This is a genomic window from Rufibacter sp. JT3400010 (assembly GCF_054956755.1).
The window spans coordinates 1-17,004 of the sequence record NZ_JBUDXA010000009.1; the positions used below are offsets into that span (position 1 = coordinate 1).

General features: G+C 45.8%; 11 protein-coding genes. 8 read left to right on the forward strand and 3 right to left on the reverse strand.

Translation table 11 applies throughout. The features are described from left to right. Positions 1-143: 143 nt before the first annotated feature. The 3 genes from ACY0JR_RS10655 to ACY0JR_RS10665 all read left to right on the forward strand — a co-directional run bounded on the left by ACY0JR_RS10655 (position 144) and on the right by ACY0JR_RS10665 (position 2,417). Positions 144-1,049, forward strand: coding sequence for an alpha/beta hydrolase (locus ACY0JR_RS10655; protein WP_462634053.1), 906 nt, complete (start codon positions 144-146; stop codon positions 1,047-1,049). 55 nt (positions 1,050-1,104) lie between these two features. After that, positions 1,105-1,464 carry a DUF4345 family protein gene (locus ACY0JR_RS10660; RefSeq protein ID WP_462634054.1) on the forward strand — a complete coding sequence of 120 codons (360 nt, stop codon included), beginning with the start codon at positions 1,105-1,107 and terminating at the stop codon, positions 1,462-1,464. A gap of 116 nt (positions 1,465-1,580) precedes the next feature. Continuing rightward, positions 1,581-2,417: a helix-turn-helix domain-containing protein gene (locus ACY0JR_RS10665; protein ID WP_462634056.1), complete on the forward strand. Its 837-nt coding sequence runs from the start codon at positions 1,581-1,583 to the stop codon at positions 2,415-2,417. A gap of 240 nt (positions 2,418-2,657) precedes the next feature. Here ACY0JR_RS10665 and ACY0JR_RS10670 read toward each other — a convergent pair whose 3' ends face one another. Further along, positions 2,658-3,908, reverse strand: a complete 1,251-nt coding sequence (locus tag ACY0JR_RS10670) for a peroxiredoxin family protein (RefSeq protein ID WP_462634057.1) — start codon at positions 3,906-3,908, stop codon at positions 2,658-2,660. A gap of 156 nt (positions 3,909-4,064) precedes the next feature. Here ACY0JR_RS10670 and ACY0JR_RS10675 point away from each other — a divergent pair, with 156 nt between their 5' ends. After that, entirely contained in the window at positions 4,065-6,347 is a 2,283-nt protein-coding gene (locus ACY0JR_RS10675; RefSeq protein WP_462634058.1) for an aconitate hydratase, read from the forward strand. Between the two features lie 264 nt (positions 6,348-6,611). Here ACY0JR_RS10675 and ACY0JR_RS10680 read toward each other — a convergent pair whose 3' ends face one another. Beyond that, positions 6,612-9,422: a S8 family serine peptidase gene (locus ACY0JR_RS10680; RefSeq protein WP_462634059.1), complete on the reverse strand. Its 2,811-nt coding sequence runs from the start codon at positions 9,420-9,422 to the stop codon at positions 6,612-6,614. A gap of 767 nt (positions 9,423-10,189) precedes the next feature. On the opposite strand from ACY0JR_RS10680, the gene ACY0JR_RS10685 reads away from it, so the two are divergent. Then, positions 10,190-10,615, forward strand: coding sequence for a response regulator (locus tag ACY0JR_RS10685; RefSeq protein WP_462634061.1), 426 nt, complete (start codon positions 10,190-10,192; stop codon positions 10,613-10,615). A gap of 321 nt (positions 10,616-10,936) precedes the next feature. Here the strand turns inward: ACY0JR_RS10685 and ACY0JR_RS10690 are convergent, their stop codons facing one another. Continuing rightward, positions 10,937-11,233 (reverse strand): sll1863 family stress response protein, encoded by a 297-nt coding sequence (locus ACY0JR_RS10690; RefSeq protein WP_462634062.1) that lies wholly within the window; start codon positions 11,231-11,233, stop codon positions 10,937-10,939. A gap of 167 nt (positions 11,234-11,400) precedes the next feature. Between ACY0JR_RS10690 and treF the strand changes: the two genes are divergently transcribed. From treF to ACY0JR_RS10705, 3 genes are all read left to right on the forward strand, one after another. Then, positions 11,401-13,002, forward strand: a complete 1,602-nt coding sequence (gene treF, locus ACY0JR_RS10695; protein WP_462634063.1) for an alpha,alpha-trehalase TreF — start codon at positions 11,401-11,403, stop codon at positions 13,000-13,002. Positions 13,003-13,495: 493 nt separating this feature from the next. Beyond that, positions 13,496-13,867 carry a response regulator gene (locus ACY0JR_RS10700; RefSeq protein WP_462634064.1) on the forward strand — a complete coding sequence of 124 codons (372 nt, stop codon included), beginning with the start codon at positions 13,496-13,498 and terminating at the stop codon, positions 13,865-13,867. Positions 13,868-14,398: 531 nt separating this feature from the next. Next, entirely contained in the window at positions 14,399-16,993 is a 2,595-nt protein-coding gene (locus tag ACY0JR_RS10705) for a PAS domain S-box protein (protein ID WP_462634065.1), read from the forward strand. Positions 16,994-17,004: the final 11 nt, after the last annotated feature.

Genomic DNA, 17,004 nt, shown 5'->3' on the forward strand with positions numbered 1-17,004 from the left:
TGCACGCCTCATGCACTAGACGTTGACGGTAATACCTAAACCAAACTTTCTCCATTTTGGACACAACTAACCGTAATATGGAAACATTCAGTTTTTAGCATTTGCTCAATTTTGCATTATAAACACATTAAAACTAGTAGAAAATGCAAAGAGTAAGTTTTAAGAACAGTACGTGGAATGTAGCAGGACATTTACATTTTCCCAATGATTTTGATAACACACAAAAATATCCTGCCATTGTTTGTGTGCATCCCGGAAGCAGTGTGAAAGAACAAACCGCAGGCTTGTATGCTGCTCAGTTCGCCAAAAGTGGATTTATAGCTTTAGCCTTTGATGCCTCTTTTCAAGGTGAAAGTGGGGGAGAGCCAAGATTTTTGGAAGACCCTGCCACCCGGGTTGAAGACATTCGTTGCGCAGTAGATTTTCTAACCACCCTGGCGTATGTAGACAATGACCGTATTGGGGCCATGGGCGTTTGTGCTGGTGGTGGCTATGCCGCTAATGCTTCTATTTCGGAGAAAAGAATCAAAGCGGTAGCAACCGTAGCTGGAACTAATGCAAGTAGGGCTTTCAGAGAGTCCAATCCTATGGAAACGCTCAAAGCTGTCGCGCAACAACGTACTGCCGAAGCCAACGGTGCTGAAAAACTCATCAATAATTGGATACCTAATTCTGCTGAAGAAGTCAGACAGGCAGGTATAGTAGAAACCGATTTGTTAGAAGCTATTGACTATTACAGAACACCCCGCGGAGAACATTCAAATTCCTGCAACAAACTGCTTTTCACAAGTATGTCCAACCTCATAATGTTTGATGCTTTCCATCTAGCAGAATATTTTCTTGTGCAACCATTATTGGTGATTGTTGGCGATAAAGTTGGTGGTTTTGGCTCCTATAGAGATGGTTTTGATTTATATAACAAGGCTGCCTCTACCAATAAGAAAATCCATGTCATAAAGAATGCAAGTCATTATGATTTATACGACCATCCTGAAGCAACCAAACAAGCATTGGAGCAATTGATTCCTTTTTTTCGGGAAAATCTATAAATCATTCAGAATGGCAACTGTAAAAAAAAGTTGACTATATCGGCTTTCATTTATTATGCACATAATCCTAAAGGTTTCAGGTGTCATTTTGCTTGTAACAGGCTTTCTCCTGGCAATCAACCCTAATTTATTTGACAAAACGTTGTTATCTACTGATGCTTATCAGATGATAGAAAAAAGAGCAAAATGGGGAGTAATCATTGGTATGGGGATTTTTTTGTTATTTCATAGCAATTGGACATCGTGGGGCTTAATAGCAACGGTGTTATTAACAACATTAACGCTTGGTGTAGTTATAGCAAGATTAATGGGCTTTGCATTTGATGGATTCTTCACCAAACAATTAGCGTGGTTGCTGATAGAGTTGGGCGCTCTATTTGTTTTTGGATTTCTGTATTATAAACAAAAAGTATAATGCAAAAGAAGTGATATTTCTTTTAAAGACATACAGGCAATATGCAGCTTATAAATTCCTTGTCTGAGTTTCATAGACTATTATCTATTCCTCTACCAATGCATCCGTTGATAAGCGTGGTGCAGATTTCTGAACTGCATGCGGTAAACTCTGATGTATGGAAAAAATTTGCCACAAATTTTTATACCATATCTCTGAAAAAAAACATTCAGTCCAGAATAAAATACGGTCAAAATTATTATGATTTTGACTGCGGCACCATGACCTTTATAGCTCCTAAACAAGTTCAGTCTGTTGAAGTTGGTAAAACTACTGATTTTAATGAAACGGCAGGAACAGGTTATGCCCTAATGTTTCATCCTGATTTTTTAGAAAGACATCCATTAGCCGGAAACATCAAAAATTACAGTTTCTTTTCATATTCAGTAAACGAAGCTTTGCATCTTTCTGATAAGGAAGAAAAAAATGTGATTGCTATTTTTAAGAAAATTGAAGAAGAGTATCAATCTATAGACCATCATACACAGGGTGTTATTCTTGCACAGATAGATTTATTACTCAAGTACTGCAACCGCTTCTATGAAAGGCAATTCATTACCAGAAAGGTTGTCAACAATGACTTGCTGACAAAAGCCGAACGCCTTGTTAATGAATATTTCACTAATGAAAAGGGTTTGCAAAAAGGTATACTTACTGTAGGCTGCTTGGCGAGTCAACTCAATTTATCTTCCAATTATTTAAGTGATATGTTGCGCTCGCTTACAGGGCAAAGTGCTCAACAATACATACATGAAAAATTAATTGAAAAAGCAAAAGAATATTTGACTACAACACAACTATCCATTTCAGAAATTGCCTATTATTTAGGTTTTGAACGCCCACAATCGTTCAACAAACTTTTTAAAAATAAGACTGAAATGTCGCCTTTGAAATTTAGGCAATCGTTTAACTAAAAAAGTACTTCCGTCAAGAAGGGCTTTGTGAAATGACAGGTGAGGGCTTCAGATGGAACTTTTGTACTCTACTAGATAAGCGGTACTTCAATTAGAAGTCATGTCGAAAATCCGCCACTTCATAAAACCCTAAAATGTAAGGAATATCAACAAAACTAATTTAACAGAAAATAGCCCTAAAGCAGAAGCGGCGCTGATTTCAAAATCAGCGCCGCTTCTGCTTTGGAACTTATCTGTAGTCTACTTTTCTGCTACCAACTCATTAATGGTTTTATTGAACTCCTGCACGAATTCGTCATAATATTTGCCAGTGCCGGGGCCAGAGAAGCCGGTGTGGATCTTGCGGACTTTGCCTTGTTTGTCAATGAAGATAGTGGTGGGGAAGGACAGCACGTGGTTCAACGCCGGGAGTGATTGGGCCACCAGTTCTTTGTCTTTGGTACCGCCAATCAATAAGGTGTAAGGCACGTTGAGGCGGTCACGCATCTTCTCAATGCGGGCTTTGGCTTTGTCAAACTCAGGGCTTACTTCATAACCTAAGCCCACTACTTCTACACCGCGGCCTTTGTTTTTCTCGTACCAAGGGGCCAGGAACTTGGTCTCATCCATGCAGTTGGGGCACCAGGACCCGAAGATCTGGGCCACCACCACTTTGCCTTTGAACTGCGGGTCAGAGAGCGAAACTTTCTTGCCATTCAGATCAGGGAAACTGAAGTCCAGGCGGTCATAGCCCGGTTTCAGGTAGGTGAGGGTTTCGGCGGAAGCCAGTTGGAAGTTGGGGTTGCGCTTGGCGGTCCAGGTCTCGTGGCCCGTCTGCCCGGCGTAAAAATCGCCCGCTAAAGTGCCGTCTTGCTGGCCAGTGGCGCTGAACAGGTAAGCGTGGGCACCATCAAAGGCAGAAAGCTTCAGGTTATTTCCGTTTACTTCGCCTTGCAGGTAGCGGTAGTCGCCGGTGGTAGTCAGGAAGGTGCCGGTCAAAGCGTTTCCTTTCTGCACGAATTCGCCAATGGCGGGATAGGTATCACCAGTCTTAGTATCTTTGAAAGACACTTCCCACTTGCCAGAAACATCCAGGGTTGGTTTGGCTGGGTTTTCAGAAAAGCGGGCGGTTTTCCCTTTCTGGGCGGTAAAAGGCAAACTGTAAGGCTGGGCTTGGTCTTTCCGCTCCCAGCGGCCAGAAAGCTTGTCTCCGTCTACTTTGGCAATGAGGGCTGCGTCAAAAATGTGCATCTGCAGGCGTACACTGTCCTGAGAATGAGAAATTTCATTAATCAAAATTTTCTCATCTCCGTTAATAAGGTGGGCAACCTGTTTTCCGTCCTGTTCAGAAACGGTAAAGTTGAACGGCATCTCCTGGCCACTTACCTCAATGATACCACGCCAGGAGCCCTCGCTCAACCCGTCTGAAGAGGCTGAGGAACAGGACTGAAAGCCCAAAGACGCTGAAAACAAGGCTAAAATGGAATATCTGGAAAGCGAAATCTTGTTCATGCTGCGAAAATACGGCACTCCCTTGAATTTGCAGCATAGCCAGCCTAAAACCTTTGCAGAAGGGGGCATTTTAAAGCTTGTGTAAAAGTGTTTTGTTTGCGACTTTTGTGCGCGACGTTAGTAGCACATTGAACCTAAATAATACAAAGCAGATCTATGGCATTTGATGTAGACATGATCAAGGCAGTGTACGCGAATCTGGGCGACCGGATTGCCGCGGCACGTACGGCAGTAGGCCGGCCTTTAACTCAAACAGAGAAAATTCTTTACGCTCACTTATATAATGGTTCCGCTACGGAGGCGTATGAGCGGGGTAAGTCTTACGTTGACTTCGCGCCAGACCGCGTTGCCATGCAGGATGCCACGGCGCAGATGGCGTTGTTACAGTTTATGCAGGCCGGTCGCCCCACGGTTGCCGTTCCTTCATCCGTACACTGTGACCACTTGATTCAGGCCCGCGTGGGTGCTGACCAGGATTTGGCCGAAGCCTATTCAGAAAACAAAGAGGTCTATGATTTCCTGGCCTCTGTCTCCAATAAATATGGTATCGGGTTCTGGAAGCCGGGTGCGGGTATCATCCACACCGTGGTATTTGAGAACTATGCCTTCCCGGGCGGAATGATGATCGGGACCGACTCCCACACGCCTAACGCAGGTGGTTTAGGTATGATCGCCATTGGCGTGGGCGGTGCCGATGCCGTAGACGTAATGGCCGGTATGGCCTGGGAATTGAAATTCCCGCGCGTGATTGGCGTGAAACTGACCGGTAAACTGAACGGTTGGACTGCTCCTAAAGACATTATCCTGAAAGTGGCTGGTATCTTAACCGTTAAAGGTGGTACTGGTGCTATTGTGGAATACTTTGGCGAAGGAGCTGCTAACATCTCTTGCTCCGGCAAATCTACCATCTGTAACATGGGGGCCGAAATTGGAGCTACCACTTCGGTTTTCGCCTATGATGAAACCATGGCCGATTACCTGAGAGGTACTGAGCGTGGTGAGATTGCTGAACTGGCCAGCCAGGTAGCAGAGCACCTGCGTGCCGATGAAGAGGTGTATGCCAACCCGGAAGCTTTCTACGATCAATTAATTGAAATCAACCTGAGCGAGTTAGAGCCGCACGTGAACGGACCGTTCACACCAGATGCTGCCTGGCCAATTTCCCAGTTTGCCGCTGCTGTGCGTGAGCACAACTGGCCAGCTAAACTGGAAGTAGGTTTGATTGGTTCTTGCACCAACTCCTCTTATGAAGACCTTACCCGCGCTGCTTCGGTGGCAAGACAAGCGGTAGAAAAAGGCTTAGTAGCAAATGCAGAATACACCATTACCCCAGGATCTGAGGTGGTGCGTTACACGGCTGAGCGTGATGGTATCTTAGGTACCTTCGCGGAGATTGGTGGCGTGGTACTAGCCAATGCTTGCGGTCCGTGCATCGGGCAGTGGGCGCGTCACACAGATGACCCTAAACGCAAAAACTCTATCATCACCTCGTTCAACCGTAACTTCGCAAAACGGAACGACGGGAACCCGAACACCCACGCGTTTGTGGCCTCACCAGAGATTGTAACCGCGTTCGCAATTGCCGGTGATTTAACGTTCAACCCGTTAACGGATACGCTTACCAATAAAAACGGCGAGCAGGTGAAGTTGGATGAGCCAACGGGTATTCAGTTCCCGGTAAATGGTTTTGCCGTGGAAGATGCTGGTTATGTGGCCCCAGCCGCCGACCCAAGCCAGGTAGAAGTAGTGGTAAGCCCAACCTCAGACCGTTTGCAATTACTGGAGCCGTTTGAGCCATGGAGCGGACAAGACCTGACTGGTCTTCGTCTGTTAATTAAGGCCCAAGGGAAATGTACTACTGACCATATCTCTATGGCTGGTCCGTGGTTGAAATACCGTGGTCACCTGGACAACATCTCCAACAACATGCTCATTGGCGCTATCAACGCGTTCAACGGTGAGGCCAACAGCGTGAAAAACCTGCTGGTACAAGGCGAAGGCTATGACGAAGTTCCGAAAGTAGCCCGTACCTACAAAGCAGCTGGTATTGGTTCTGTAGTGGTAGGTGATGAGAACTACGGAGAAGGTTCTTCCCGTGAGCACGCGGCTATGGAGCCTCGTCACCTAGGCGTGAAAGTGGTACTGGTGAAATCCTTCGCCCGTATCCACGAAACCAACTTGAAGAAGCAAGGTATGCTGGCGTTAACCTTCGCCAACAAGGAAGACTACGACAAAATTGAGGAGTCAGATGTAATTGACGTGTTGGGCTTGACTTCTTTCGCGCCGGGTGTTCCATTGCAGGTAAGATTAACCCACAAAGACGGTTCTACTTACACTTTTGAAGTAAACCACACCTACAACCAAGGTCAGATTGAGTGGTTCAAAGCAGGAGCCGCCCTTAACTTGATTCGTTTGCAACAACAGGGACAAACTGTTTAAGCAGAATCTAAATCCATAAAACAGAAGAGGCGACCTTTTAGGCCGCCTCTTCTGCTTTATGGAAATCTGTTGAATGTTCTGGAAGCTTTATAGAACATTCCCTCGCTCGCCTCTGGCGAGTGTGAGCTACCTGCGGCGTCCCGCCGCTAAGTATAATCAATAATTATCAAGTATCGGCCAGAGGCCGTAGGTAGCTCACACTCGCCAGAGGCGAGCGAGGGAATGTATTTGGCCTGTTTTAGCTAAAACAGGCCAAATACATTCTTATTTGTTTAACAAAAGTTTCTGCGTAATTACCCCTTCTGTAGAAACAAACCGGAGGTAATAAATGCCGGAGGACAGATGGGAGAAGTTGAAATGGAGCTTGTCCTTTTTCTGGTAGCTTCCCTGCGGGGTTACTCTGCCTCTGCTGTCCACTAATTGCACGTTCACGGTGCTTTGCTGCAACGTGGAAGGCAATGTAACTGTTACTTGCCCATAAGTGGGGTTAGGGAACACAGAAATGCCGTTTGTGGCAATAAGACCTGAGGATGAAGTAACGTTTCCGTTTTTAAGTCTGTATTTCTGAAGGGCGGCGCTGGCATTCCTTTTCAGTTCTGCTCTGGTACTTCCAGCCACAATAGCAAAAGCGACGGTGTCTGTCTGGGTAGGGGCCAGCTTTTTGATGGCAGACGAGATCATGAAGAACACATCTTTGCCTTCCTCAAAACCTGCCCGTTCGCGCTGAACGCCACCCGAAAGTGCCTGGAACTTTTCCTGCGTAGAAAAGCCGTCGGCCAGGTTGATGTTTCCTTCTCCGCCAGAATTATCTAAAGCATAGAAGCTTGGGGTTCCTCGGGTTAAGAGCTGTATTCCGGCCCAAATGGTGGTGTCTGTCAGGTGCCGGGTAATGCCTAACCGTAAGTCATTGTCCCACTCGGCCACATTTTTGGCGGAAGAGATAATGTCCCAATCGGCGAACATGCCGGCATGAGCCGCTGCAATGGTGTCTGTGGTTCGGTTGGTGAGAAGGTATTCCAGTACCACAAAGTCACGATTGGGCGCCTCGGCCCAGGCATACACGTTTTGCTGTATTTTCAGACTTTTGGTTTTTGTAGCGGTGAGTGAATCTTCCATGACACTGGAACCATAAAAATCCGCCAGCGGCGAATTCTGTCTGCGCTTAAGGGTCACCACCGAGTAAAAATCATGGTCGGTGGTTCCTTTTTCGTTTCTGATGTTGTCAGAGACCAGCGAAGGGGAGTAGCCAATTAACAAGCCACCTTCGGCCAATAGAGGATCACTTTCTTTGTAGACCACCCCGTTGCCCTGGCTGTAGTCCAGACCATTGTACCCTATATTTCCCGTGCTCATAACAGAGGCTACCAGATTATTCACGTCAGTAGTGAGGAAGTCTGGGTTCAGAACCAATCTGATATATTGGAAATCGGTGTAAGAACCACTGGTGAACCCCAGACGTAAGGTTACCTGCGTATTGGCGGGTGTGTTTTCGGCTATTTTGAACCTGAAAGGGCTGGCTTGGTTTGTGGTACTGGCCAGCGTGCCTATACTGGGAATGTTATGGCTTGCTTGTACTAGCTGTATGTATTGGCTGGGAGTGGTAATGCTGACATTCAGTCCCGAAACGGGGCTCAGGTAGTTTTTAAAACTTCCGTAAAGGCTTATCTCTGCCCCGGGTACTAATTCAGCAGCATTGAGAATGTTCCAGGAAGTAAGCCGAACAGAAATAGGGGCAGTTTCTGTTAATGCCCGGTAAAGGTTCATTCGGCCTTTCCCCAGCTTTTCCAGGTAAGCCGCATTGCCGGGTAAGGCATAGATGTCATCTGCGGTGGCGCGCAGACGTTCCATAATCTGGAGGGCGTTGAGTGAGGGAAAATGGCTGCGGAGTAAGGCGGCGGCCCCGGCTACCTGCGGAGAAGCATACGAAGAACCACCACCGCTCGCGTAACTGGCATCGTGTGCGTTGGAGGTGGAATAAATATCTGTGCCTTGTACTCCCAGGTCTACGTTGTAGCTGTAGGTGTTGGCCCATCCTTTTACATCGTTTCCATCTAATGCGGCCACTGAGAGCACGTTTTGGTAAGTAGCTGGGTAGAAGTCCAGTTCCTCATTGGTGTTACCTGCGGCTGCTACAATGACGACATCTTTGTTTATAACGGCGTAATTGATGACGTCCTGCTCAAAGGCTGAGGGGAAACTGGCCCCGCCCCAGGACAAGTTGATGACTTTGCAGCCATGATCGGCGGCGTAGACAATGGCCTCGTAACCTCTGAAGGCACCATTCGCGGAAGAGGAGAAAACCTTAATGGGAAGAAACTTGGCATTATACCCCACGCCTGCAATGCCCAGACTATTGTTGGCTTGGGCTGAAGCAATGCCGGTCACATGCGTACCGTGTCCGTTGGCATCTGCAGTCGGGTCATTGTCTTCATCGGCTAGGTCCCAGCCTCTGAAATTGTCTTTAAAACCATCTCCGTCATTGTCTACGCCATCAATAGGGTCGGCGTAGTTGTACTTCAGATTGTTCTTGAGGTCTTCATGGGTTAAACGTACGCCAGTATCCAGAATACCAATAACCACGGTAGTGTCTCCTTTGGTGACATCCCAGGCCCTAAACGCATTGATCTTTTTCAAGTAGTTCTGTCCGCCCGCCACGGAGTCTGCCTGCGGGTCATTGGGCACATGCAAGGGCTCATGCCGATACAGCGGTTCTACGTATTCTACCAGCCCCGTACCCAATAACTGCTTTTTAACCTGCGCAAACGACTGATTAGTGTTGAAACGCAGTTCATAGATCAAGGAGAGATCCACGCTGTTCTTTCTAGAAGTTCTGGCCTGCGCGGCAGAGGCCGAAGGAAATTTCTGTTGCACCTTTCCAGAAGCCACGCGTTGTACCACCTGTTGCACCGCAGATGCCCCGGCGCTCTTGTTCAACGCAGAAGATGCCGTAGGTTTTAACTTAAAGACAAGTGTAAAAGGCTCCGTTTTAGGCATGTTCTGCGCCCACACTGATGAACCTGAAGTACCCCAGCCCAGAAGCAGCACCAGGGAAAGTACATTATATAAATATTTCATTTAGCTGAAGGTATAAGTCTTGTCAGAGGCTGAGGTTTGTTTTTGTAGAAATCTGAAGGTTTCCCTGCGCTAAGGTAACTTGGTAGGAGCTATCTTCCGTACGCACTATAGTAAAATTAGTATATCCTATTTTTTTGAATTTATTCGTCTATAACTACTTTGTTATTGGATTATTAGTTTGTTTCTGCGTTAAGCACCTGTAACCCCTCATAAGAGGTGTTAAGTAAGTGGCATGAAGGCTCTAGGCCTGTACTTCTATTCTCAAAAGTAGCTATAGTTATTGCTTTGTTATTGGTTATAAAGTAATTGTAATTGTAAAGAATTTAACGACATTATGTAAGATGAGCAATATGCAAAAGCTTTTTCTGCTATCTAGATACGAAGATAGAGACATTCTACTTTAAAAACTTATAATTTTTGGGCAGAGAAGTAGTAATGATGTAAAGTGTTGGAATTATTATAATTGTACTATGGTGAGGTGAGGCTTTTCTCTAAGCGTGATTTTTCAGGTACAACTCACGCGGGCTACTAAAGAATAACACTAGTTCAGCCAATTCCTTTGAGAGGGGCATTTTAACATTGGTGAGATGAGCGCAATCTGCTGCCTATGTGGTGGTTGATAATTACAGTTTATGTTTTTTATGATGAACGATTGAAGGAAAAGGGTTAGGTTTGCATAAAATTTCAAATCCCGATTGAAAACAATAGACGGAAGGGTGGATGTTGGCCGTGCCAAAAGCCGATGACCACTTTCAAAGTTTATTTTCATGTATCACCAAAAAATGAAGAAATACCAGAGCGTCTTCTTAATTGACGATGATGAGATTCACAATTTCCTGTGTGAAAGTGTGATCAGGAGCCAGCAGTTCTCCCAAAAAGTGAACAGCTATTTGTGGGCAGAAGAAGCGTTAGATGCCTTAAGCAGCCTTGTAAAAGATTCTCCGCAGGATTTTCCAGAAATTATCTTTCTGGATATCAACATGCCGGGCATGGATGGTTGGGAATTTATTGAAGAGTACAAGAAGTTACCCGCTGAGCTTACTCAAAAATGTCTGCTGTTTGTGCTGTCTTCAGCCGTAGACAAAAATGATATCACCCACGCCCGTAACCTTTCAGAGGTGAATGATTTCTTTTCAAAACCCCTGACCTCAGATATTCTCCAAATCATATCTGAGCAGTACAGCACCATTTAACTGTACTAAGTTGGTACATTTAAAATGAAAGTGGAGGCATGACGAAAGGTTGTGCCTCCACTTTCATTTTAAATGTAGTAGAACTATCTCAATCCAATATCTTACCTGTAGGCTGCTTTTAGGGCTGGTTTCAGAAAAACAGCTCAGAAAAGATTTTGTCCGTTTGGCTGGCTACCCGCCAATTCTATTCATTTAAAGGGCCGTGTATTACTGCATGACAGAACATCAGCGTGAGCAAGAGCTGCTTCTAAGGTCATTTTCCAAAAACAGGCTAAAAACGGTTGTCTTCTCTGGTGAGAAAATAGGCAAACTGGTAGCGTATTAGAATAACTTCTTTATACCATCGGTGAGGTCGTCTAAACCGCGCTTGATGTCTTGCCAGGTGCTGTCCGTTGCAGTAGAGGTGTCACTCAGTTTCTGGGCGATGAGGGCACGTTTGGCTTCCAGAGCGGCTATGTGCTCATGGTACGTGTTCTGGGAATCGGCGGTTGTGGCGTGCGCGCGACCCTGCAATACCTTTATTTTGGCGTCTAACTCGTCTAAACTTTTGCGTATCTCTTTCTCATTCAGGTGTTCGGGCGCCCGCATGTTCTCTGGTTTCAGGTTATAAGTATCCATGATGGTCTGGGTTAGATGTATGCTTTGCTCTTTAAGTACTTTGGTGAGCCAAAAATGTTCCGCCTGTAGCTGATTGAACGTACGCAGAAAGCCTCAAACGCGCTCTGCGTATCCATTGCGGGGGGCTTCTGCGTAAGAAGGGGGGAATAAACCGATTCTACTTCCTGATGCCATACGTATTCTCCTCCTTGCGCGCGCTTTCCAGAAACCTGCTTTACGTGCTTTTGCTGCTACTTTGGGGCTGGGCCACACAGGTTCAGGCGCAGTTCCGTCCGCATGAGCAACTAGGGGAGTTGTTCAAAGAAGTGCAGCAAGCCCCCGTTTTCCCCGACTCCAAAACGTTCCCGGATTGCAGACCGCTGGCTGCGCCGGAAGAGATTATATGGGCTTATCAGCAGGAAAAAAGCAAAGCAGGGTTTGATTTAAAGGCCTTCGTGCTACGTTATTTTGAGTTGCCGGTGCAGCCCGCCACCGAGTTCAAATCCAATGCGACCCTTTCTGTAGAGCAACACATTACCCGTTTATGGCCGGTGCTTACCCGTGAACCTAAGCCGGAACAAAGCTCCCTTATTCCTTTACCCCACGCGTATGTGGTGCCCGGAGGGCGATTCAGGGAGATTTATTATTGGGACAGCTATTTCACCATGCTGGGGCTGCAGGAAAGCAATCAGACGCCCCTCATCCAAAGCATGGTAGAAAATTTTACGCATCTCATCACTACCATCGGGCATATACCAAACGGGAACCGAAGCTATTACGTGAGCAGGTCCCAACCTCCCTTCTACGCCTTGATGCTGCGGGTACTGGCTCAGGAGAAAGGACCGGAGATTTTAAAGACGTACGCGCCCGCCCTTCAGAAAGAGTATGACTTCTGGATGCAGGGGCAGGAAACGCTGACCGCCGCGCAACCAACTCACCGAAGAGTAGTGAGAATGCCCGATGGAAGTTTCCTGAACCGCTACTGGGATGATGACCCTTCGCCCCGACCAGAGGCATACAAAGAAGATGTGGAAGTCGCCCGCCAATCTGGCCGGAACCCAGAGGAGGTGTACCGGGATATCAGGGCGGCGGCGGAGTCTGGCTGGGATTTCAGCAGTCGCTGGTTTCTGGACCAGAAATCGTTGCAGACCATCAGAACCACGCAGCTGATTCCCATAGACCTGAACGCCTTGCTGTACCACATGGAAATCACGCTGGCAGACATGGCTAAGTTGCAGAAAAACAAACCACAGGAGAAAATGTACAGGCAGAAGGCCAAGCAACGGAAAAAAGCATTGCTTGCCTACTGCTGGAACCGGCAAGAACAGTTTTTCTTTGATTATGACTTTGTCCGGCAGAAAACAACTGATATTCCTACGTTGGCGGCCGCTACGCCGCTTTTCTTTGGCATGGCCACCAACGCTCAGGCCAAAGCGGTAGGGCAAAAGCTAGAACATGATTTTATGAAGCAAGGGGGACTGGTCACCACGTTGAATACAACCGGCCAGCAATGGGATGCGCCCAATGGCTGGGCTCCCTTGCAGTGGATGAGCATTCAGGGACTTCGGGCCTATAAACAGCATTCCTTGGCAGACACCATTGCGTCGCGCTGGATAAAACAGAACACCCAGGTCTTTCAGCTAACCGGCAAACTGACCGAGAAATACAATGTAGAAAAACCGGGCGCAGAAGGTGGAGGCGGAGAATACCCCAACCAAGACGGTTTTGGCTGGACCAACGGTGTTTTGCTGAAGCTACTCATACAACAGAAGAAAGCAGGAAATAAATAGTTGTTGAGTAACACTGCCGCTTTCTGCCTGTTTTGAGGAAAACAGGCAGAAAACAGGTGGGTATTTCCTCACAGCTTTAAAATCAACTGTCGAGAGAATGCCGTTATGTGGCTTAAGTTGGTTTGAGTCTCAGGATATGCTGGTCAGCACCAGTTTATTGGGTATTCCAGTAAATAAGCTTTCAAAAACGAAAGACAAGAAACCGATTACATCTCTTGTGTTCCCAAGGCACTTTGTTACAAATCCTCTTTGTATCTCGTGTAATCCAAATAGAAAGATGTTGTTAGTCAGGGCTTACAAAGCAAAGATATTCTATCAACTTACCAAGGCCAAAGTTTTTTACCGGGTTAAGATTGCTTAGTCAATTAACTGTTTTTAGAATGTTTCTAAATTCTTGGCAGGCTTATACGTATTTATTCATTGGTTTGCCTTTAATTTACATCCTGAAGTCACTACCTGAAATCGATTGCAAGTGAAGAGAGTCAAATCAATTTTGTTGATAGAAGATGATGAGATAACCAACTTCCTAAACCAGACGGTGATTGAGGAGACCGGTATTGCGGAGGAAATTGTGGTGACCTTCAATGGCTTGGAGGGATTAACTTACCTGCAGAGCCTGAGTAGCCCCCAGGATTTCCCAGATTTAATCTTGCTGGACATCAACATGCCTGTATTAGACGGCTTTTCTTTTCTGGAGGAGTACTATAAACTTCCCATGGCTGAAAGCGCTTCTACTAAGATTGTGGTCTTGTCTACTTCGTCTACTTCTTCAGACATGAACCAAATGAAGTCGTTGGGAATTACCACCTGTTTGCTAAAACCCCTAAGTGAAGTAGATTTCAGAAAAGTAGTGGCAGAACTCTAGCATTTTCATCTAGGAAAACCAATCCAAATTCTTTTCGGCTATGCCGGTTTCCCTATCTGCCAAGAACTTCCGGCAAGTCCTGCCAAATAGCATTCCTTAGAACTAAGGAGTGATTTGCTATAAATCACCTTTCCAACTTGCCAACGGGTACAGGTACGTAGAGTCCTGCTATTCAAAATTTCTTTTTCAAAATTTTAAGTTACAGTATTCAGCCTAGGTATTTATGACATAGCTCTGCTTTGGTTGTAGGTAGTTTAATTGGGTTATTATGGTAAGTATTTGTATTGTTATGTTTTTGATGTATTAATAGCTCGGGTTTAGCTTAAGTGTTTATGGAAAAAGTTATAAAATAAATCCTTTGGTACCTGTATTATTTAGTTAGAACAAGTTTTTAAAGCACTTATTCAGTTAGTTATGATTTATGCTGTTAAAATTGTATAATTATGGATTGCTATCAGATATATTATATTAGTACTATTATTGAAATAAAAACACGTAACTTGCATCGTTGAAAATTACGAGATAGAAGAGGTGAGTTATAAACAGGTTGATACAACAGACGAGCAATGGAACGGGAGAATCATAACCAGCATCTCCGGTATTTCCGCTGACCTTCTTTGTGCCATTGATGAAGACGGAAAGATTATCTACGTAAGTACTTCCTTTGAAGAGGTATTAGGCTACCCCAAAGAAGAACTTCTGCAAAAAAGTTACCTCAACTTAGTCGCCCCCCAGGACATTGTCAGAACGATGGAAGTGGTGCAGAGCGCCCTTCAGGGAACACCTTCCAGTAAATTCCTGAACCATTGCCTTCACTTGAATGGGACGGAAATTCCCTTATCTTGGTCGTTGGTTTGGTCTGTGAAAGACAAAGTGCTCTACTGCCAGGGCAAAGACGCGTCTGATCTGGAAACAGCCCAACAGAAACTGCTGGAGAAAGATGAATGGCACAACATGGTAGTGAAGCACGGTTCAGACATGATTGGGCTGCTCAATGAAGCCGGTGAATACATTCATGTGGAAGGAGCCGTCACCAAACTGTTAGACTACCAGCCAGACCAGTTAATGGGATGTCATGTACTGAATTTCATCCACCCAGATGATATTCATTTAGTCACAGAAGCTTTAGAGAATATTGCCTCAAGTGAGCTAATCAGGGTGCCTCATTTCAGGTTCAAAGCCTTCAACGGAGAATGGAGATGGATTGACACCATTGTTAGTAACCAGTTGAAGAACCCGGCTGTCAAAGCCATTGTGGTGAGTTCCAGAGACATTACAAAAAGCAAGCTGTTTACCCTGCAACTGGAAGAAAGCGAGCGGCGTTTCCGGTCATTGTTTGATAATAACCCAGACTTTGTCATCTATGAAGACAGGGAAGGGAACATTTTGGATGCAAATCCTAAGTTTCTCTCTTTCATAGGTCTTCCAAAACACGAGGTGGTGGCGAAACAACTCTGTGAATTGTTGCCGCCTGAAGCCCATGATTCATGTAAATCAAATCTGGAGAAAGCCTTTGAGGGCGAAATTGTCTCTTACGATCTGGAGATTGGTTCGGAAGATAACAAGGCGTTGTGCCTTCATATTACCAAGATTCCTTTGATTGTGAAGGAACAAGTCATTGGGGTGCACTCCATTGTGAAAGATGTCACAGAGGTAAACGTAGCCCAATCCACCATCAAGAAACAAGCAGAAACCCTCAATACCATCTTTGAGAGCATTACAGATGCTTTCTTCATGCTGGGGGCAGACTGGCGTTTCAAACTGGTGAACGGTGAGTTTGAGCGCGTACTCCAGTTAGATAGACAGCATTGTATTGGGAAAACCATTTGGGAAGTGTTTCCTGAGCTGATCAACGGAAACTTCTACCACTACTACAAAAAAGCCTTGGGCACCGGACAAGCCGTTAAGTTTGAGTCTTATCTGGAAGAGTCCAACATCTGGCTGGAAGTAAAAGCTTTCCCGTCAGAAGAAGGCCTTTCGGTATATTTCTCAGACATTACAGAGGCAGTCATTGCCAAACAGGAGCGAGAAAAACTTTCCTTAGTAGCCAGTAGAATCTCTAATGGGGTAATCATTACAGACCCAACGGGTAGAATTGAATGGGTCAATAATGCATTTACCCGCAATACGGGCTATGTATTGGAGGAAGTACAAGGTCAGCCGATAGAAAGCTTCTTTGATGGACTTGAAACCGATTTAGAGAAGGGAAAAGAGATTGGGGAGAAGCTGAAACGAGGTATTCCTTTTAACGTTTTAGTGCTGAATTACCGAAAATCGGGCGAAAAGGTGTGGATCTCTATGGACTTCACGCCAATTTATAACGAAGAGGAAGAAATTACCCAGCATATTGTCATCCAGAAAGACGTCACTTTCCGGAAAGAGGCCGAAGAACGCCAACAGGAAATGACCCGAGACTTGTTCCGGCAGAACCGCGATCTCCAGCAGTTTACCTACATTGTGTCGCATAACCTGCGCGCCCCGGTGGCCAACGCCATGGGCCTCGCCGATTTCCTGACCAAGTTAGACAAACATTCAGAAATGTATGATACCTCGCTGGCCCACCTGAAGACAAGCGTCTTTAAACTGGATACCGTGCTGCGGGACCTTAACCTTATTCTTTCGCTCAGAGACCAGCAGGATATCTCAGAAAGAGAAGTATTCGGCTTAGCCGATGTGTTTGAACAAGTCCGTCAGAATTTTCTGGAGTCCTTGTCGCAACACAACGGTGAGGTGTTGGTAGCCATAGATCCTGCCATTAAACTGAACACCAACCGGGCCTATATCTACAGCATTTTCTACAACTTGCTTTCCAACGCTATCAAGTACCGGTCAGATACCAGGCGGCTACAAGTAAAGTTGCAGAGCGTTGTCTGTCCTGAAGGTGGTTTACGCATAGAGTTCTCAGACAACGGTTCTGGTTTTGACATGCTCAAAGCCGGCGGCAATGTCTTCAAACTATACAAGCGCTTCCACCCTAATAAGAAGGGAAGAGGCATAGGTTTGTTTCTGGTGAAAACCCACGTAGAGACCTTGGGTGGGAGCATTGAAATGAACAGCAAGTTGAATGAAGGCACGCAGGTAATCATCTTGCTGCCGAACGAAGTCTTCACGGGTGAAAGGCACTAGCCTACTTTACA

Excerpts from the sequence above, each read along its gene's own strand:
- ACY0JR_RS10670 (WP_462634057.1), bottom strand. The coding sequence starts at position 3,908 with ATGAACAAGATTTCGCTTTCCAGATATTCCATTTTAGCCTTGTTTTCA.
- ACY0JR_RS10680 (WP_462634059.1), bottom strand. The coding sequence starts at position 9,422 with ATGAAATATTTATATAATGTACTTTCCCTGGTGCTGCTTCTGGGCTGG.
- ACY0JR_RS10690 (WP_462634062.1), bottom strand. The coding sequence starts at position 11,233 with ATGGATACTTATAACCTGAAACCAGAGAACATGCGGGCGCCCGAACAC.
- ACY0JR_RS10655 (WP_462634053.1), top strand. The coding sequence starts at position 144 with ATGCAAAGAGTAAGTTTTAAGAACAGTACGTGGAATGTAGCAGGACAT.
- treF (WP_462634063.1), top strand. The coding sequence starts at position 11,401 with ATGCCATACGTATTCTCCTCCTTGCGCGCGCTTTCCAGAAACCTGCTT.
- ACY0JR_RS10685 (WP_462634061.1), top strand. The coding sequence starts at position 10,190 with ATGTATCACCAAAAAATGAAGAAATACCAGAGCGTCTTCTTAATTGAC.
- ACY0JR_RS10675 (WP_462634058.1), top strand. The coding sequence starts at position 4,065 with ATGGCATTTGATGTAGACATGATCAAGGCAGTGTACGCGAATCTGGGC.
- ACY0JR_RS10660 (WP_462634054.1), top strand. The coding sequence starts at position 1,105 with ATGCACATAATCCTAAAGGTTTCAGGTGTCATTTTGCTTGTAACAGGC.